At 72.7% G+C, this 19,126-nt stretch carries 12 protein-coding genes; 6 read left to right on the forward strand and 6 right to left on the reverse strand.

Annotated elements, in window-relative coordinates:
- Positions 1-85 precede the first annotated feature (85 nt).
- From WME82_RS13835 to WME82_RS13845, 3 genes are all read left to right on the forward strand, one after another.
- The gene (locus tag WME82_RS13835; RefSeq protein ID WP_438043224.1) at positions 86-3,637 is read left to right on the forward strand and encodes a sigma 54-interacting transcriptional regulator; all 3,552 of its coding nucleotides are present in this window, start codon (positions 86-88) and stop codon (positions 3,635-3,637) included.
- Between the two features lie 4 nt (positions 3,638-3,641).
- Positions 3,642-4,016 (forward strand): hypothetical protein, encoded by a 375-nt coding sequence (locus tag WME82_RS13840; RefSeq protein ID WP_438043225.1) that lies wholly within the window; start codon positions 3,642-3,644, stop codon positions 4,014-4,016.
- A gap of 107 nt (positions 4,017-4,123) precedes the next feature.
- Complete coding sequence (locus WME82_RS13845; protein ID WP_437745914.1) at positions 4,124-6,340, forward strand: ATP-binding protein; 2,217 nt, start codon at positions 4,124-4,126, stop codon at positions 6,338-6,340.
- Between the two features lie 72 nt (positions 6,341-6,412).
- Here WME82_RS13845 and WME82_RS13850 read toward each other — a convergent pair whose 3' ends face one another.
- On the reverse strand, positions 6,413-7,495 hold the full coding sequence (locus tag WME82_RS13850) for an L-erythro-3,5-diaminohexanoate dehydrogenase (RefSeq protein WP_438043226.1): 1,083 nt from the start codon (positions 7,493-7,495) through the stop codon (positions 6,413-6,415).
- Between the two features lie 362 nt (positions 7,496-7,857).
- Here WME82_RS13850 and WME82_RS13855 point away from each other — a divergent pair, with 362 nt between their 5' ends.
- Positions 7,858-8,787: a DUF4388 domain-containing protein gene (locus WME82_RS13855; protein WP_438043227.1), complete on the forward strand. Its 930-nt coding sequence runs from the start codon at positions 7,858-7,860 to the stop codon at positions 8,785-8,787.
- A 167-nt stretch (positions 8,788-8,954) separates the two neighbouring features.
- On the opposite strand, the gene hisD is transcribed toward WME82_RS13855, so the two are convergent.
- Complete coding sequence (gene hisD, locus WME82_RS13860) at positions 8,955-10,337, reverse strand: histidinol dehydrogenase (protein WP_438043228.1); 1,383 nt, start codon at positions 10,335-10,337, stop codon at positions 8,955-8,957.
- A gap of 194 nt (positions 10,338-10,531) precedes the next feature.
- Between hisD and WME82_RS13865 the strand changes: the two genes are divergently transcribed.
- Positions 10,532-11,524, forward strand: coding sequence for a hypothetical protein (locus WME82_RS13865; RefSeq protein WP_438043229.1), 993 nt, complete (start codon positions 10,532-10,534; stop codon positions 11,522-11,524).
- A gap of 14 nt (positions 11,525-11,538) precedes the next feature.
- Here the strand turns inward: WME82_RS13865 and WME82_RS13870 are convergent, their stop codons facing one another.
- Complete coding sequence (locus tag WME82_RS13870; RefSeq protein ID WP_438043230.1) at positions 11,539-13,476, reverse strand: protein kinase domain-containing protein; 1,938 nt, start codon at positions 13,474-13,476, stop codon at positions 11,539-11,541.
- 57 nt (positions 13,477-13,533) lie between these two features.
- Entirely contained in the window at positions 13,534-14,022 is a 489-nt protein-coding gene (locus WME82_RS13875) for an SMI1/KNR4 family protein (protein WP_437745919.1), read from the reverse strand.
- Positions 14,023-14,264: 242 nt separating this feature from the next.
- Here WME82_RS13875 and WME82_RS13880 point away from each other — a divergent pair, with 242 nt between their 5' ends.
- Positions 14,265-15,080 carry a uracil phosphoribosyltransferase gene (locus tag WME82_RS13880; protein ID WP_012235100.1) on the forward strand — a complete coding sequence of 272 codons (816 nt, stop codon included), beginning with the start codon at positions 14,265-14,267 and terminating at the stop codon, positions 15,078-15,080.
- A 37-nt stretch (positions 15,081-15,117) separates the two neighbouring features.
- Here WME82_RS13880 and WME82_RS13885 read toward each other — a convergent pair whose 3' ends face one another.
- Positions 15,118-16,197, reverse strand: coding sequence for a hypothetical protein (locus WME82_RS13885; RefSeq protein WP_437745920.1), 1,080 nt, complete (start codon positions 16,195-16,197; stop codon positions 15,118-15,120).
- Positions 16,198-16,207: 10 nt separating this feature from the next.
- Complete coding sequence (locus tag WME82_RS13890; protein ID WP_438043231.1) at positions 16,208-19,045, reverse strand: protein kinase domain-containing protein; 2,838 nt, start codon at positions 19,043-19,045, stop codon at positions 16,208-16,210.
- Positions 19,046-19,126: the final 81 nt, after the last annotated feature.

Consider the following 19,126-nt stretch of genomic DNA (forward strand, 5'->3'; position numbering starts at 1 on the left):
CGCGTCGCGTGGGGTGCTCCACGTCCATGGACAGCGGTCGGTCCTGGACGCCGTTTGTTCCCACCTCGCGCGCCGCGCTCGAGGTGTGGGACGCTCGCTGATCTCGGCCGCGCACGCCGCGGATCGGGATCCCTGGCGCGATCTCGCGCTTCGCTGCGCTGTCACTTCTGCCGATCCGGCCGCGGCCGCTCAGGGCATCAGCGCCGCCGCGCAAGGCGCGATCCTGCTGGTCGCCGAGGGAGAGGCCACCAGCTGGGGGAGCCTGGTGCTGGATGAGGTCACGCGCCTCATCGCGGAGGGGTCGTGCTCCGCGCTGGTCATCGTGTGCAGCGACGGCGCGATGCGGCCCTGGACGAGCGCGCTCACGATCGACGGCATCGCGTCGCCGGACGATCTGCACCGCTTCTGGGAGGCGTTCGCGGCGGACGCGGAGCGCCGGGTCGTCGCGAAGATCGAGCGGCTCGACGCGCTGGAGGGCTGGTGCTCCGCCGTGCTGGCCGCGCCGCCCGAGCAGCGCCCCGCGCGGCAGCCGCCGAGCCGCGACGCCGCGCGCCTGCTCGACCGGCTCGCGCTGAGCCAGCGGCCCTGGCCGTCCGCGCAGCTCCGCCAGCTCGCGGCGCGGCGCGCGGAGCCCGGGCCGGGGGACGCGGCGTGCCAGGGGGTCGCCCAGGAGCTCGCCGCCCTCGGTCTGATCGAGGTCGACGATCGAGGGTGGGTCGCCGCGCGGCGCGCGATCGTCGACCCGGCCAACGTCGACCGCGAGGATGTGTTCGCGATCGCGGAGGCGCTCGTGGAGCAGTCGTCCGACCCGTGGAGCCTCTCGCGCGCGAGCGAGCTCCTCGCCTCGCTGGGCCAGGACGACCGCGCCGAGGCCGCGGCGATGCTCGCGATCTCCTCGGTCGGCGAGCCGTCGGCGCGCGCCGATTTCTGGCAGCGCTGGGCCCGGACGATGCGGGCGCTCTCCGGCGGGAGCGCCGCGTCGGGCGAGCGGCTGCTCCGCGCGGCGACGCTCGCGCTCCGGCTCGGCGACATCGAGTTCGCCATCGACTTCTCCTCCGCGGCCCAGCGCGAGCGGGAGACGTTCGCCGCGCTGCTCGTGCGCGGCCGCGCGACGAGCGCGCGCGGCGACCTCACGACCGCCGCGATGGTGCTCTCGCGGGCGCTCTCGCTCGCCGCCACGCCCGAGGAGCGGGCGCGCGGCGCTGTGGAGATGGCGGAGCTCTGCTGCAAGACGGGCGACCTCGCGGCGGCCAAGGCGCGCGCCGAGGAAGGGCTCGCAGGCGCGGGGGAGATCGCGACGCGCCTCCAGGCGCGCAACATCCTCGGCAAGCTCCTCCTCGCGCAGCAGGCCTGGGCCGAGGCGGAGCTGCATTTCGCGGCCGACGCGTGGGAGGCGGCGTGCGCGGGCGAGCACGTGAGCGAGCTGCGCGCCCGGCTGAACCGCGCCATCGCGCTGCTCTCCAGCGGCCGCCTCGACGAGGCGCGCACGATGCTCGCCGGCGTGCTCGAGGAGGGAGAGCGGCGCGGCGAGCGCGCGGCGACCGGCTATGCGCTCACGAACCTCGCGGTCATCGCCCACCTGAAGCACGAGTACCCGGAGGCGTTGCGCCTCTTCGAGCGCGCGATCGAGATCTTCCGGAGGATCGGCGACAAGGTCGCGCTCGTGAACCTCATCACGAACCTCGCCGAGATCCGGCTACAGCTCGGGCTGATCGAGGAGGCCGAGCAGGCGCTCGCGTTCGCGCGGAAGGCCTGCGGCCACGTCATCCCTGGCGTTCGGATCACGCACGTCGCCTACGTCGCGGCGCAGATCCACCTCGAGTGCCGCCGCACGGTGGACGCCTGGTCCGAGCTCACGGCCGCCTTCGCCTACGGCGCCGGCTCGAAGCTCGGCGAGTGCTACGCGATCGCCGCGCGCATCGCGCTGCACGACGGCGACCTCCTGCAGGCCGGTCAGATGATCCAGCGGGCGCGCGCCGAGGCGACCTCCGACCGGCACCGCGCCGAGATCGCCCTCCTCGAGGCGATGTGCTCGCGCGCCGCCGGCGCGCCGTTCGGGCCGATCGCCGCCGAGGCGCTCGCGCTGTCGCGCCAGGCCCACAGCCACGAGTGCGCCCTGGAGGCGCACGTGCTGCTTCACCACGCGTCGTCCGCCGGGGACCGCGCGTCGCGCGCCCCCGAGGACGAGCCCACGGCGGCGCGCTCGCACCTGGAGGCGGCGATCGACCTCCGCGATCGCATCGCCGAGTCGCTCCCGCCCGAGATCTCGCGCAAGTTCCTCGCGCGCCGGAGCTTCGCCGAGCTTGCCCGGCTGGAGGCGTGCGCGCGCAGCGCCGCCGAGGCGGAGCCGAGGGGCTGCGAGCTCTGCGGCTCCAGCGCGTGCGCCGGGTGCGCCAGGGGGGCGGCTCGCGCCCCGCGGCCGGCGAGCGTGGGCCCCGCGATCAAGCGGATGGTCGGGACGACGCCGGCGCTGCTCAGCCTCATCCACCAGATCGAGAAGGTCGGCGCGAGCGACGCGACCGTGTTGATCCACGGCGAGAGCGGCACCGGGAAGGAGCTCGTCGCCGAGGCGATCCACGAGGTGAGCGCGCGGCGCGCGGGCCCGCTGATCAAGGTCAACTGTGCCGCCCTGGTCGAGACGCTGCTGCTCTCGGAGCTGTTCGGCCACGAGAAGGGGTCGTTCACCGGCGCGGCGTCGCGCCGTCGCGGGCGCTTCGAGCTCGCCGAGGGGGGAACGCTCTTCCTCGACGAGATCGGGGACATCTCGCCGCGCACGCAGGTCGCGCTGCTCCGCGTCCTGCAGGACAAGACCTTCGAGCGGGTCGGGGGTGTCACGCCGCTGCGCGCGAACGTGCGGATCCTCTGCGCGACCCACCGCGACCTGCGTGCGATGGTTGCCCGGGGCGAGTTCCGGGAAGATCTCTATTACCGGCTCCGGCAGGTCGTCCTGGAGGTCCCCGCGCTGCGCCATCGGCCGCGGGATCTGCCCGCGATCGCGGCCGCGATCCTGGAGAGGATCGGCGGCGAGCGTGGCGTGGCGCCGAAGCGCCTGTCCAGCCGGGCCATCGAGGCGCTGTCGCGGCACTCCTGGCCGGGGAACGTGCGCGAGCTCGAGAACGCCCTGCGCGCCGCGGCGATCTTCGCGGACAGCGATGTGATCGATCTCGAGGATTTCACGACGAACGTCGAAGGGCTGCGGGAGCTCGACGCCGCGGAGCTGGTGAGCGCTCCGATGACGCCGAGGGCTGGCATGCACCCTGCCTTAGAATCGTCGAGAGAATCGTCGAGAGAATCGTCGAGAGAATCGCCGAGAGAATCGTCGAGAGAGTCGTCCAGAGACGCGCCCAGAGAGCCGTCCAGCGGGCCACGCGCGTCGGCGCCCGATCAGGCGACGCTGGTGGCGCATCCCCCGTCGATGCCTGTGGATCGCACGCCGCTGGAGCTCGCGTACGCTCATGTCCGCGGAGGGGTCAGCCTCAGCGACATGAAGCGCGAGATCGAGCGCGAGTGCGTTGCTAGGGCGCTCGACGAAAGTCGTGGGAACATCACACGCGCCGCCGTGCTCCTGGGCATGAAACGTCCGCGGCTTTCCCAGCTTGTCAAACAGTATGGCTTTGGCGGGACTTCGGAGGATTGAAGTGATGCGAGGTTGCTGGAGGAGTTGGCTGTCGGGGGGCTTCGCGGCGCCTCTGCTGCTGGCGGGCTGCGCGATCGCGTCCCCGGAGCACGAGGAGCAGAGCGTCGAAGCGTGGAGCGATCTCGACCCGATGATCTCCGAGGAAGCGTCCGGATCGAGCGATGGCACCGACGGCGATGTCGTCGTACCCGTCACCGACTTCGTCACGCCTGCGTCGCTCCCGCCGCGCGACGTCGCGCCGCCGTCCAGCGGTGACGGCGCGCCCACGACGATCGAGGTGCGATCGCAGGAGCGCTGCAACCCGGACCCGCTCCCGTGGAGCCCCAGCAGCGCGGACAGACACGACGCCGCTCCCTCCGAGAGCGACGGGACGCGCTGAGCCGCGCGCCCGGGCGGCCTGAGCGCGTCCGCGCCCCGGCGCCGCCCGGCCCCGCTCCCCGGCGCGTTTTGCGGTCGCCGCGCGGCTCTCCGCGGTAGCCTTCGCGCGTGGCGCCGCTCGGGATCGATCTCCGCACACGGACGACCCTGGTCTGCGGGGCCCTTGCCCTCGCCATCGCGGCGTCGACGCTGCTGCGAGGTCGCGTCCGCCGCGTCCACCTCTTCTTCGCTGCGTTCGCCGCCGACGTCGGGCTCTGGTACCTCTCGCAGTCGCTCTTCGGCTTCTTCCAGGCCTCGATCTGGGAGCGCTTCACGGCGATCCTCGCCGTGCTGCTCCCGCAGTTCGCGCTGCAGCTCTTCGAGGCGATGATCCCCCATGACCCGGATCGGCGCTCGCGGCTGCTCCGGTTCGCGGGGGTGCTCGTCATCCCGCTGTTCATCCTCGTGCTGGTGAGCCGGGAGCCGGGCTCGTGGCTCGACTGGCTCACGCGCGGCTGCATTTTCCTCTACGTCTTCGCGCTGCTCACCGCGGGGCTGTACACGCTCGGCCAGCGCGGCAAGCAGAGCTCCTCGCGCGCGACGCAGCGCCGCGTGCGGTTCCTCGTGGTGATCGGCGCGCTCGCCGGGCTCGCCAGCGTCGCCGACTTCGCCTGGTTCCTCGGCGCGGAGCCGCCGCCCGTGGGCGCGGCGCTCTCGATCGTGTTCCTGTTCGTCCTCGCCCAGGCCCTCCGTCACGAGCGCCTGCTCGACGCTTACGAGATGCTCGCGCGCCTGCTCGTCGCCACGGCGGTCGCGTTCCTGATCGCGCTGATCTTCTATCTCCTGCTCACGTTCATCGGCGGCTTCAACACGATGTACCTGAACGCGGTGCTCGCCGCGATCGTCATCCTGGTGCTGTTCGACCCGCTGCGGGAGCGCGTCGAGGAGCAGCTCCAGCGCGTCTTCTTGCGGGAGCGGTTCGATCTCGACCGCTCGCTCGCGGAGGCCCGGCGGCGCCTCGTGCACACGCTCGAGGTGGACGAGATGGGCTCGATCGTGATGAGCGCGCTCGAGCAGTCGCGCCGGGTCACGGCGGCGGCGCTCTACCTCCGCGATCAGGACGGGACGGGCTTCGACCGGCTCGCCTCGCTCGGGCCGCGGGTCCCCGAGCGGATCGAGGTGGCGACCGCGAGGGCGCTGCTCGATCGCCTCGACCGGGGGCCGCTCGCGATGGAGGAGCTGGAGCGGGAGGCGCGCGAGCGGCGGGCGCGCCGCAGCCAGAGCGACGCGGACGACGACGGCAACTTCGCGCGGCGGACGGAGGTGCGGCCCCAGGTCCCCGAGGACGCGGTGCTCGCGGCGGCCGAGGTGCTCGGCAGCCTCTGCTCGGGCGTGGTGCTGTGCGCGCGCGACGAGCAGGGCGAGCCGATCGGGCTCCTGGTCGTGGCGGACACGCGCGTGCGCGACGCGTTCTCTCCCGAGGAGCTGACCCTGCTCGAGACGCTCGCCGCGCAGATCGGCGTCGTCCTGGAGAACTCGCGGCTCTACGCGCAGATGAAGGAGCGCGACCGGCTCGCGCTCCTCGGCCAGATGGCGGCCGGGCTCGCGCACGAGATCAGGAACCCGCTCGGCGCGATCAAGGGGGCGGCGCAGCTGCTCGCCGATCCCGTGCCGGAAGCGCAGATCGACGCGGCGTCGCGCGAGTTCCTCGGGATCATCCTCGAGGAGGTCGATCGGCTCGATCGCGTCGTGGGCTCGGTGCTCGATCTCGCGCGGCCGGCGCAGGGCTCGGTCGTCCCGACCGACGTGAACGCGATCGTGCGCCGCACCTTGCAGGTGCTCTCGATCGAGCGCAGGAACGACCAGCTCGAGGTCGAGGTCACGCTCGATCCCGATCTCCCCCGCGTCGCCATCGATCCAGAGCAGCTGCGGCAGGTGCTGATGAACCTGTTCCGCAACGCCGTTCAGGCCATGAAGAGCCGGGGCAAGGTGGTGATCTCGACGCGCGTCCGCTTCGGCCGCGGCACGCGGCCCGGCTCGGGCTCGGACGAGCCGTTCGTCGAGCTCAACGTCACCGACAACGGCCCCGGGATCTCCCAGAAGGTGCTCGCGAACATCTTCCTGCCGTTCTTCACGACGAAGGACAAGGGGACCGGGCTCGGCCTGTCCATCAGCCAGCGCATCGCGCAGAGCGCCGGCGGCCGCATCGAGGTCCGGTCGTACGAGGGGAAGGGGAGCACCTTCGCCGTGATCCTCCCCGCCGCCGTCGACAAGCTGAGCGCGCCGCAGCCGTCGCCCGCGGCGCTGGCGCCCGCCGAGCCGGCCCCTCAGGAGCGGCCCGGCTGAAGCGGGTGACCCCGGAAGCGCCCGCGGCGTCCGGGCGGGTGCGCGCTGCGCGCGTTGCGTCGAGCGGGGCGCTCAGCCGTAGCGCGAGGTCATGAGCCGCTCGAGCGCGGGATGCTCGCGCACGAGCGCGAGCGTGTGCTCGGCGTGTCCGTGGGCGTAGCCGTTGCCGATGTAGAGGTCCACGTCCTTGCCGATCCCCTCGGCCCCCAGGGCGGCGGCGGTGAAGCTCGTGCTCATCGCGAAGAAGTACGTCTTGCCGCGATCGCGCGTGGCGACGATCGCGCTGAGCTCTACGCCTGGGACGTTCACGCACGAGAGCGTGAGGTCGGCGCCCGCGTCGCCGGTGAACGGCAGCACGGCGTCGCGCACGGCGAGGGGGTCGCGCGCGTCGAGGACCGCGACGTGGTCGCAGATCGCGAGCGAGCGCAGATCGGCGGCGAGCCCCGGCGACGCCTCGATCCCGATGACGCGCCCGGCGCGGCCGACGCAGCGCCGCGCCTCGGCCGCGCACAGGAGGCCCGATTTCCCGCCCGCGCCGAGCACCACGACGCTGTCGCGCGGGCCGGCGAGGCGCGCCACCTGAGGCGCCGCGCCGGCGACGTCGAGCAGCGCGAGGGCGAGCCGTTCGGGCATGTCGGTCGGCATCCGGGCGAGCGGCGCCGACCCGAAGAGGATCGCGGTGCCCTCGACGTCGATCTGCGCGGACGCGGGCCTCACGGCGATGACCCGGCGAAGCGAGAGCGGCGTGAGCGAGAGCGACGCGAGCGTCGCGATGCGATCGCCGACGGCGACGCCGCGGTGCTCGGCGAGCGAGCCGACCCGACGCACGACGCCGAGCAGCATGCCGCCCGAGCCGGTGACCGGGTTGTGCTGCTTGCCCCGGCGCGCCACCGTCTCGAGGACGAGCTGGGCCACGCCGTCCGTGCTGCCGCCGGAGGCCTCCTCCATCTGGCGGAAGCTCGCGGCGTCGATGTTCAGCGTCTGCACATCGACGACGATCTCGGTCTCGAAGCGGCGCGAGGCGTCGGCGTCCAGCCGCTCTGCCGGCTGCGGCATGGCCCCCGGTGGGTCGAGCACGCGGTGCGTGCCCAGCGGATCGCCTGCGGAGAGGGTGGGTCGCGTCGCTTCGGAGCTCACGTCGAGGCCGTTCAACATACCGGGCTCGAAAGCAAGGGCAATGAGCCGAGCGACCGCAGGATTCCTCGCTGAGGCGGCCCGGCGCACCACCCGGGGCCCGGGGGCCCCGGAAACCGGCGATGCTGGCCGTTTCGACGGAGCCAATCGCCCTCTTTCCCTCAAATTGGATACACTCGCGTGCGCCGAGTACGTTGGCCCCTACCCCCGCGGCTCGCCACTGTGGCGGCCGAGGGAGGGGGGCCGGCGCGTTGCGTCAGGATCGGACGAGCCGACTCATTTGAAAGAACAGACCGGATCTCTTGACCACCTTTGCTCGGTGAAACTAAGCTTTGCCCCCTGCTGGCGCTCTCGTAAGCGCACGAAGGTTTTTACTCCCTGCGATGGATAACCACGCTCCCAAGGTGTCGGCAACGCGGCAACTAGCGTTGCGCTTCATCTCCGGGAAGTACCAAGGCGGCGAATTCCCCCTCGGGGAGCAGCAGGAGATCGTCGTGGGTCGCTCCAGCGACCTCGACATGGTCCTCGTCGAGGACATGGTCTCCCGGCGCCATGCCCGGATTGCCTGCACCGAACAGTCGATTGTGATCGAGGATCTCGGCTCGACGAACGGAACGTTCGTCAACGGCGAGAAGATCAAGAAGACGACCCTGAAGGAGGGCGATCGGGTGCTCATCGGCACCAGCATCCTCAAGGTCGTCTCCACCGACCCGGGCGCGCCGCCGGCGCGGAAACGGATGGACGAGCCATCGCTGAGGAGCGGTCAGACCCGGTCGATGTCCGGGTCGATCGACGAGATCCCGCTCCCGGATCTGCTGCAGCTCTTCGGCACATCGAAGAAGAGCGGCGTCCTCGTGGTCCGCTCCGACGACGACGTCGGCAAGATCTACCTGCGCAAGGGCATCGTGACCTTTGCGACCATCAACGATCTGACCGACGTCCCGCCGCTGAAGAGCGTCTACCGGATCCTCACCTGGGCCGGCGGGACGTTCGACCTCGAGGCGGCCGAGGAGCGGGTCATGACCGGCGAGATCAGCGCGACGGTGCAGGAGCTCCTCATGGAGGGGCTCCGGCAGATCGACGAGCTGAACAACATCCGCCACCAGCTCCCGGACCTGTCGGCGCGCCTGGTCATCCCCCAGCCGCTCAAGCCGCAGCTCCGCGATCTCTCGCCCATCGATCTCGACGTCCTCCAGGTCGTCTACAACCACGGGCACCTCGCGATGGTCCTCAACAAGAGCCCGGCGACGGATCTGGAGACCGCGCAGTCCGTGTTGAAGATGATCAACGCGGGCTACCTCCGCGCCGAGTGAGCCTGGCGGGAGCGCACGGCGTCGCGAGGCCGCGCAAGGCGGCCGATCGCGGCGGCGCGCGCAGCGCTCGGCTGAACCGAGCTCGATAGGTCAGGGGAGCGCGGTCGACAGCGCGTCCTCGCGCGCCGCGCTCCCGAGGGCGCGGCGCGCCGGGCGGCAGCGCGGTGTCAGGACTGCGACGTGCCGCGCTTCGCGGGGTCGGTCGCCTTGCTCGCGAGGCGGAGCGACACGGCGCGGGCGTGCGCCTGCAGGCCCTCGGCCAAGGCCAGCTTCTCGATGATCGGGCCTTGCGTCCGGAGCGCCGCGCTCGAGTACCGGATGAGGCTCGCGCGCGTCACGAAGTCGTAGACCCCGAGCGGCGCACCGAAGCGCGCTGAGCCGCCGGTCGGGAGGACGTGGGACGGCCCCGCGAGGTAGTCGCCCGCGGCGACCGGGGTGAGGTCGCCGAGCAGCGCGGCGCCGAGCGTGCCGATCTCCGAGAACAACCCCTCGGCGTCGGCGACGTGGAAGGCCACGTGCTCGACCGCGAGCTGGTCGGCGATCTCGGCGAGGCGGGCGCGCGAGCCGACGACCAGCGCCGCCGCGTGCGTCGAGAGCGACGCCTGCACGATCGTGCGACGGGTGAGCTCGGGGAGCGCCGCGTCGAGCTCGCGCGCGACCGCCTCCGCCAGCTTCGCGGAGGTGGTCGCGAGCAGGGCGTAGGACGCCTCGTCATGCTCGGCCTGCGAGAGGAGATCGGCGGCGACGAGCCGGGGATCCGCGGATTCGTCGGCGAGCGCGAGGATCTCGCTCGGCCCGGTGATGCCGTCGATCGACACATCCCCGAAGACGAGCTTCTTCGCGCAGGCGACGTACGCGTTGCCGGGCCCCACGATCTTGTCGACCGGCGCGAGCTCCGGGAGCCCGTAGGCCAGGGCCGCGATCGCCTGCGCGCCGCCCGAGTCGAGCAGGGTCGTCACGCCGGAGAGGTGCGCGGCGGCGAGCGTGGCGTCGTCGGCCGACGGGCTCGCGAGGACGATCTCCCGCACGCCGGCGATGCGCGCGGGGATGGCCGACATGAGCACGCTGGAGGGGTAGCGGGCCTTGCCGCCCGGCGCGTAGACGCCGACCCGGCGCAGCGGGCGCACGCGCATGCCCAGCAGGACGCCCTCCTCTTCGTAGCTGAAGCCGGCCTGCAGCGCGGGGCCGCTCGCCGCCACGTTCGCGGGGCCGAGATCGCCCGCGTCGCGCTGCCGCTCATGGTAACGCGCGATCCTCGCTGCCGCGGTCTCGAGCGCGGCGCGGACCTCCGGCGAGAGCCTCGCGAGCGCCTCGGCCCCGCCGAAGCCGCCCTCCGCCTCGGGGCCTGCGTGGCGGACGAGCGCCTTCGACGTCCTCCGCTCGAACTTCTCGATGTACCCGAGCACGGCGGACGTCCCCCCGCGCCGCACGTTGTCGATGATCTCGGTCACGGCCGGCGTGACGTTCGCGAGGTCGCCCGTGCCGCGGGTGCGCAGGGCTGACAGGGTGGACTCGAACTGAGGCGAACCTTCGATGTAGATGGGCAGCATGGCTTGAGTTGGACCGGCGCGGTGGAATCTCCGCGTGGGTGGCGACACCCCGTACCACACCACCCCGGCCGCCGGTACGTCGGCCGCGCGGCTGCGGCCGCGGCGCGCGCCGCGGTCGCGGCAGCGCATCGCGGCGGCTGCCGCGCGTCGCTCCCCGAGTTCCCCGGCCTGAGCGGATCGAGTAGGGTCGCCCGATGCGGTCCGGCTCGTTGGGTCTCGCCTCCACCGCGCTCTCGGTCGTGCTCCTCGCGCTGGCGCCTGCCGTGCTCGTCGGTTGCCCGGAGAACTCCTGCTTCCTCAAGATCTGCCAGGGCAGCAGCTGCCGCTGCTCGATCTCGTCGTGCAGCGACGGCGCCGGCTTCGACACGAAGCAGAACCGCTGCCGATGCCTGAAGGGCTACCTCTCGGTCGCGGGCCAGTGCCTCACGCCCCAGGCGGCGAACGCCTACTGCGGCGTGGGTCGCCACTACGAGGCCGGTGGGTGCGCTCCCGATCGCTGCCGGCCCGGCGACGAGATCGACCAGAGCACGGGCTACTGTGTGTCGCGCGAGCAGGTGGCGACCAACATCGGCGTCGCGGTCGGCGCCGGGCAGAAGCTCGGGTGCCCACCTGGCCAGGAGCTCATCGTCGACGGTCCGACCGCCGCGTGCGTACCGCTCTCGCAGACCTGCGCGCGCGACGAGGTCTGGACCGGCCAGGCGTGCGCGAAGGTAGGGCGCTGCCCAACGGGCGCGATGTGGGATCCCGCGCTCGCCCAGTGCGTCCAGTACGCGCAGGGCTCGGGTGAGAGCGGGCTCACGGTCAACGTCGGGCAGTGGGCGTCGGCGAACTACGGGCCCGACGGCGGCATGGGCACGAGCGGCTTCTGCGGCGCTTTCGCGAAGAAGCCGTACAGCTTCGGGATCGTCGAGGGGGCCTCGGCCTACGTCCGTGCCACGGTGATGATGTCCTTCCCGGAGGGCGAGATCGCCCGCGGCGTCGTGCAGGCGGTGACGGTGTTCGACGCGAGCGGGAACCCGGTGCCGCCGCGCGGCGCCGCGGAGGTCGATGCGGCGGCGCGCAACATCTTCGGCACGCTCGTGCTGGGCGGCGGGCGGGCGAGCGCGCCGACCTCGTCGACGACCGTCCGCTGCGCGGTCATCCACGCCGGAAAGCCGCAGCCGGTGCCCGCGGTCGGCGGATTGTAACGCGGCGTGCCGCGCTACAGCCGCGACAGCGTGCTCACGACGCGCGTGGCGGGGAGGGCGCTGAGGCCGACGCAGCTGACGACCTTGCCGCGCTCCACCACGAAGTTGCTCGTCGATGGCTCGATCTTCGCGAACTCGACGCTCAGGCGGGCCCCGTCGAAGCTCGCGCGCAGGGGGTGGCCCTCCACCGCGCTGCGGACGTCCTGGCAGGTGCCCCTGGAGCGGGCCGGATCGAACTTGCGCGACTCGGGGGCGATGAAGCGGAGCCGGTCCTCGACGGCGAACACCCCGGTCTCGCCGGGGATCTCGCGCAGCGAGAAGCGGGCCTCGCCCTCGGCATAGTCCTGCGGCGCGAACTGCTCCGGGCGGCGGACCCGGAACTCGAGCGACTCGCCGGCAAGGATGGCCTCGAGCTCGCGCCCGTTGCCGACCCACAGCCCGATCAGGCTGGCGAGCGGCGACGACTGCGGCTGCTCCGCGCTCGCCGCCGGGGTGGTGCTGCTCGCGCTGGCCGCGGGGCGCTGCTCCCTCGACGAGACGGCCCGGCGGCGACCATCGCGCGGCCTGTCGAGCACGCCCAGCCCGAGCAGCGCGGCGGCCCCGCCGAACATCACGAGGGCCCCGGCGCCGATCGCGAGCCACGAGCCGCGCGCGCGCTGCGACCCCGCAGGCCCGCTGGCCAGCGCAGCGCCCGACGGCGACCGCAGCCCCTCGCGGACCTCGTCGACCGTCGTGGCCGCGGGCGGCGGCGGGCGGCTCGACGCGCCGAGCGGCGCGGCGGCCGCGGCAGGCGCAGGGTGGGCGATCGCGTCGACCGCGGCGAGCAGCTCCTCGCAGCTGGCAAAGCGATCCGCCCGTTCCTTGGCGCAGGCCTTCTGGAGGAAGGCGTCGAGCGCCGGAGGGACGTCGTGACGCACGGCGCTGACCAGGGGGAGCGGCACCTCCGCGTGCTGCCGCATGATCTCGATGTCGCTCTCGGCGTCGAACGGCACCTGCCCTACCAGCATCTCGTAGAGCACGACGCCCAGCGCGTAGATGTCCACCCGCTTGTCGAGGTCGCGGCGCCCGAGGACCTGCTCCGGCGACATGTAATAGAGCGAGCCGATGATTCCCTTGGTCAGCCCGCGCCCCGCGAGCGCGTCCGCCTCGGCCTTGGCGATGCCGAAGTCGGTGACCTTCGCGACGCCGTCCTTGCCGCGGATGAGCACGTTCGCCGGCTTGAGATCGCGGTGGATCACGCCCTCGCGGTGCGCGGCCGCGATGCCGGAGGCGATCTGGCGGAAGATCGAGAGCGCCTCGGGCAGGGGCATCCGCCGGCGCTCCTCGGCGTACCTGGCGAGCGTCTGCTCGAGGCTCTCGCCGTCGATGTACTGCATGACGAGCCAGAGGTCGTCTCGCTCCGCCACCACCGCCTTCAGGTGGACGACGTTCGGATGATCGATCTGCGCGAGCGCGCGGCCCTCGGCGAGCGTCCGCGCGCGCACGTCCGGCCGGTGCCCGAGCTCCTGGCGCACCGCCTTCAGCACCACGTGCAGGCCGGTGTGGACGTCCCGAGCGAGGTAGACGACGCCCATGCCGCCCTCGCCGAGCACCCGCTCGACCACGTACTTCTGATCGACGAGCGTCCCCGCCGGCAGGTGGCCGCCCGGCGCGCGCCGCGGCAGCGAGCCCGCCAGCGGCGCGGGGACGATGTGAGGCGCGTGGACGTTCGCTGCGGGCCCGTTCGCGCCGCCGGCCGCGAGGGCCGAGAGGCGGGCCCTGTGCGCCGGATCCTCGGGCACCAGCGCGCCCAGCAGCGGCTGCCCAGGGACGGTCGTCCGCGGGCCGGGCGCAGGAGGCGCCGAGGTCGCCGCGCCGACGCCCGCCTCCTTCGCGGTCAGCGACGCGCCGCACGCCACACAGAACCGGGCGGAGCCGGGGTTCTCGGCGTTGCATACGAGGCACCTGGCCATGGCGCGGTCAGCTCGATCCGCGGCGCGCCCGGCGAGCAGCGCGCCGTGGAGGTTACGTCAGGTCCAGTGGCCCGCGCGGAGCGCCGCGGCGTCGATGGTCTTGATCTTCGGCGCGAGCGCCTCGCGGAAGATGGCCTCGTCGTCGTCGTCGAGGCCGCTCTCTCCGAAGCCGGACGCGACCTCCATCGAGGTAGCGAGGATGCGCAGGAACTGCTGGAAGCTCGACGCGCAGAGCTCTGGCTTGAGCGACTCGATCCCTGTCATACAGGTGAACACAGGGCAGTCGCCCTCGGCGTCGAGCTTCGAGATGTCGAGGAAATAGGGATCTCCCAGCAGGGCGCTGCGAGCGATGAGGATCCAGCTCTTGCGCCAGCCTGCGAGGGAGCTGTCGCCGCCGTTCGCCTGCTGCTCGGCCGCGAGCTTCTCGGAGGGGATGAGGCGTACACGCTCAACCGGGGTCACCGTCTCGACGTCGAGCGGGTCGGCCTCCTGCAGGAAAGCGCGGTACCTCGCGGGCACCCGCAGCGTCTTGCGCAGCTCTTCCACCGCCGCTGGAGCCGCCTTTCCGAACCTCGCAGGGATGCCTCTTCGGACAAAGGCATCCTTGAGCGCCGTAACCGACTCGGCAAGGTCGCTATCCACCGAACATCCCTTCCTTTGCAAGTCCACCGGGACAGCCCGCTGGGCGGGCGCCCTCATCGCTTCGAAACCACTCCGCTCCCGGGGAGAGCACCGGCGCGCACCGGAGGAATACCCCGCGCCGGGCCAGGTAGTGTAACAGAAAAACGATGGTCGACGTTGCGTACGCTGAGAGTCGATTCCGGCCCCCCGAAATCGCCCACCGGTACGGTCCGTGCGTGCACCTGCTCGATGACCCGCTCGCATGGACTCTGCTGGCTCGAGCCTGCTCCCCGGAGACGGTCCAGCCCGACGTCGGGCGTCTCGTCGGGGTTCTCTACCAGAACCTGGCGCGCGCCGTCCTCGCCGCCGAGCTGGGGCGCGCGCGCGTCGACATCCCGACCCGGATGATCTCCTCCCACCCGGAGGCCGTGTATCGCGGCGCCGCGCTGTCGCGCGCGACCAAGGCCGTCACGGTGGGCATCGCGCGCGCCGGGACGATGCCCTCCCAGGTCGTCTACGAGCTCTTGAACGAGGTCCTCGACCCCGCGCTGGTGCGGCAGGATCACCTGTTCATGAGCCGGCAGACGAACGAGCAGGGCGAGGTCGTCGGCGCGACCTGGCACGACGCCAAGATCGGCCGCGACGTCGAGGGGCGCCACGTGCTCTTCCCCGACCCGATGGGCGCCACCGGCTCGTCCATGGTCAGCGCCATGACGTACTACAAGACCGCGCTCGAGGGGCGGCCGGCCAAGTGCATCGCCATGCACCTCATCGTCACGCCCGAGTACATCCGCCGCGTCACCGAGGCTCACCCGGACGCCATTATCTACGCGCTCCGGCTCGATCGCGGCCTCTCGCCGGCGCGCGTCCTCAAGACCGAGCCGGGCACGCACTGGGACGAGGAGCGCGGCCTGAACAGCATCCAGTACATCGTCCCGGGCGCCGGCGGCGTCGGCGAGATCCTCAACAACGCCTGGCTGTGAGCGCGAGGGCGTCGCCGCGGCGGCGCCCCGCCCGCTGTCAGCGGCCGCGCTTCGAGCGGCGGTTGTGACCGGCGGCGAGCGCGCGATAGTCGATGTCCGCGTGCGGCCGGCTCACGGCGGGGCGCAGATCGCTGCAGAGCCGCGTGAGCTCCGCGACCATCGCGCCGAGATCGCTCGCGCCCGCGGCCCTGCGCTGCGCGAGCTCGCCGTAAGCGGCCGCGAGGGACGCGATGCCCTTGCCGGAGACGTGCCCGCGGCGCGACAGATCGACGTAGCTCCGCGCGAGCGCGACGCTGTCGAAGTTGTGGGCGACGACCAGCGACTGCGCGACGCGGAGCACGGCGTGCGCCGCGATCCGGCCGTCCTCGTGAAGGACGAACGCCGCCTGCAGGTAGTTGTAGAAGGGGACGACCCGGTCGCCGAAGATCCGGAAATCCGAGGGCGAGGACTGGCGGTCGAGGTGGATCAGGATGCGCTCGACGACGGGGCCCTTCTCGACATAGCTCGCGAACCGGATCGCATCGACGATGGTGTCGTCGTACGCGTGCCCGAGCCGCATCACCTCGCCGAGCTCCAGCGGGGTGACCCGGCCCTCGCAGACGTCCGCGTACAGCGAGTAGACGAACGCGTCGGCCTCCGCGTCGTCCCCGAGCAGCACCTCGCGGATGAGCGCGCCGCTCTGGTCGCGCTGATCCGCGAGCTCGCAGCGCCGCTGGAGCAGCGCGGGCAGCTTGTAGCCGAGCTGCCCGCGCAGCGCGCGGAAGCGCAGGCGGAGGATGTTCTGCAGGTTGGGCTTCAGCGTGAGCGACGCCCAGCGCGCCCCGTCGAGCCGCAGCTTCTGCTCGATGCGGGAGCGGAGCTGCTCCGGGCTGCCCGAGAGGATGTGGGTCTCGACGCCCGCGCGGCCGAGCTCGCGCAGGAGCGACCCCGCGCCCGGCACGGTGCGCTTCTGATCCGGCCGCTCGATCGCGGTCCGCACGAGGTCGCGCAGCGTGTCGAAGTCGGTCCGGAGGTAGGTCTTGTCGAGGTCCCACCGCGCGATGAACGGCGCGCGCGGCGGCGATGCCGCTGCGTTCGCCGGCGATCCGGGCCCTCGCGATCGTTCCTCGTCGTTCACCGTCTCTCGCTCAGCGCGACATCCACTCGCGCCGCATCTTGTCGAGCGACTGCACCACGTCGCTGTCGGCGCCCTGCCGGGCGAGGTCCATCGCCTCGCGGAGGTACATCGACGCCTCGCCCGTGCGCTCGCGCTGGTGCGCCACGTGCGCCAGCGCGCCCAGGACGAGCGCGCGATCAGGCCCGCCTGGGCCGGCGAGGTCGAGCGCCTCGCGCAGCACGCCGTCGGCGTCGGTCAGATCACCGGCGCGCGCGAGCGCCTCGCCGAGCTTCCGGCTGAAGATCAGGACGGCGCGCACCGGATCGTCGAGCTCGCCCCGGAAGATCTCCCGCCGCGCCAGATCGAGGCCGCGGCGCAGCGCGAGCACGCTGCCGGCGCTGTCCCCGCGCGCGGCGGAGCGGTCCGCCGCCTGCTCGAGGAGCATCAGCGCGACGAACGCGTTCTGCGCGTGGTAGGCGTGGATCGCCTGCACCTCGAGCGGCAGCGCGAGCGGGTCGCCCGCGCTGTCGAACGTCGCCTTGGCGTGCAGATCGCGCCGGACGCCGGCCGGGATCGTCGCGAGCGTCACGTCGCGGAGCAGCGGGTGCGCCGTGCGGATGCCGCTCGAGTGCTCCTCGATCATGCCCGCCGCCGCGAGCTTGCCGAGCAGGTCGTCGAAGGCGCGGATGTCCGGGAGCAGGCGCTGCAGCGTGGCCCGGTCCGCCGCGTCGCCGATGACGGCGAGCGCCTGCAGCGTGCGGCGCGCGTCCTGCGGGAGCCGCTCGATCCGCGCGGCGACGAGGTCGGCCATCCGCGCGGGCGGGTCGCTGCCCCCCTCGAGCGTGTAGCGCACCAGCTGGTCGATGTAGAGCGGCGGCACCGTCGCGGCCTCGCCGCCGAGGACGGCCGGGCTCGCCGCGCTCGGCGGCAGGGCCAGCGGGGTTTGATCGGCGGCGCCGTCCGACGGGTCGCGCCGCGGCGACAGCCGCAGGCCGCCCATGCTCGGCGGCGTCTTGCGGGCGGCGCGGTGGTCCAGGCCGACGCTGCTGCGGAGGAGCGAGAGCGCGATGTCCTTCGGGAGGCCGCCGAGCGCGCGCGCGGCGCCGCCCCACTCGGGCTCGAAGCCCGGCGTGTGGCTGGCGACGATGAGCAGCGCCGCGAGCGGCGGCTCCGCGATCACGTCGGCGAACGCGTTCCGGCTCGCGCCGTCGACGGCGTGCAGGTCGTCGATCGCGAGCAGGACCCGGTGCGGGAAGGCGGTCTGCTGCGCGCGAGAGAGCGCCCAGCGCAGGGCCTCCGCGGCGATGAAGCGGCGATCGTCGGGCGACAGGCCCCCCGCCGTCGGCTTGTTCCACGCGTGCCTGCGCACGTCGCTCCCGCGGTCGCCCTTGCCGAAGATCTCGAGCAGCCCGCGCCGCGCCTCCGGCGTCGCGCCGCTCCAGTTCGACGCGTTGCCGCCGTCGGGCGGGAGCTCGGCGAGCCCGGCGATCGCCCAGCGGAGCGCGTAGTAGCCGACCTCCGCGCCCCACGGGTCCGGGCCGGTCTGGATGACGATGTCGCCCCGGCTCGCGGCGACGTCGAGGAACTCGCGGAGGAGCCGGGTCTTGCCGACGCCGTGCTCGCCGACGATGCGCGCGGCGACGACCGAGCCCTCGACGTCGGCGAGGCAGGTGTCGAGCCACGCGAGGTCGTCCTCGCGCGCCGCGAACGGGAGCGGGAGCGTGGGGGCCGAGGGGGCGCGATCGCGCCGGGCGGCCTGGGGCGCCGCGCGCGGCGCAGGGGCGGGCGAGTGCGCCTGCGCGATCCTGGCGCCGCACTCGCCGCAGAACTTCTGGCCGCGCGGCACGATGGCCCGGCACGAGCCGCAGATGACCGTCGCGTCGGAGAACGAGAAGCGCCCCGAGGGGGTGTCGAACGTCCCGAGCGCCGCGCGCAGCGCCGCCGCGAACTCGTCCGCCGACTGGTAGCGCCGCGCGGCGTCCTTCTCGAGCGCCCGGAGCGTGACCTCGACGAGCGGCTCGGGGATCTCGCGCTCCGGCGCGAGCAGGGCGGGATCGGGCGGCGGCAAGGAGAGGTGCATCAGCACCACCTGCGTCGGCGATTCCGCCTCGAACGGGAGCCGGCCCGTCAGCAACTGGAACAGGATGACGCCGCACGCGTAGAGGTCGCTCCGCGCGTCGATCGGATCGCCTCGCCCCTGCTCCGGGGCCATGTAGTCCGGGGTCCCGCAGACGATGCCGGGGCTCGTGATGTTCGTCGTCGCGACCTCCCCCTTCAGCTTCGCGAGGCCGAAATCGACGACCTTCACGAAGTCGCCGCCCGAGCGCATCGGCTCGAGCACGATGTTCTCGGGCTTGAGATCGCGGTGGATGATGCCGAGGTGGTGCGCCTCGGCGAGCGCCGCGAGCACCTGGCAGAGGATGTCGACGATGCGGCGGAACGGGAGCGGGCCGTCCTCGTAGACGACGCGGGCGAGGTCGCGCCCGCGCAGGAACTCCATGACGAGGTAGAGCTGCCCGCCGTTCTTACCGAAGTCGATGACCCCGACCGAGTTCGGGTGGTTGAGGCGGCTCGCGGCGCGCGCCTCGGTGATGAACCGGACCGACGCGCTCTCGTCGCCGAGCAGGTGGGGATGGATGATCTTGACGGCCACGGTGCGCCCCAGGGCCTTCTGCTCGGCCCTGTACACGCGGCCCATGCCGCCCACCCCGACGAGCTCCAGGATCACGTAGTTGCCAGGGAGCGTCGTCCCGATCAGCGGATCGTCGGACGTCCGGTTGAACTCCGAGATCGGGAAGCCGCACACCGGGCAGAATTTGTGCGCCTGCTCGCACGGATTCGCGCATTGCGGGCAGACCACTGTGGACACGCGCGGGACCTTACCACGTTCGGGATAGCGATTGGAGTCGAGGTCTCCCTCGGCCCGAGGGGGCGCCGTCTGGAGGGGGCG

Origin of the sequence: Sorangium sp. So ce128 (genome assembly GCF_051525245.1) — a bacterium.
GTDB lineage: Bacteria > Myxococcota_A > Polyangia > Polyangiales > Polyangiaceae > Sorangium > Sorangium cellulosum_B.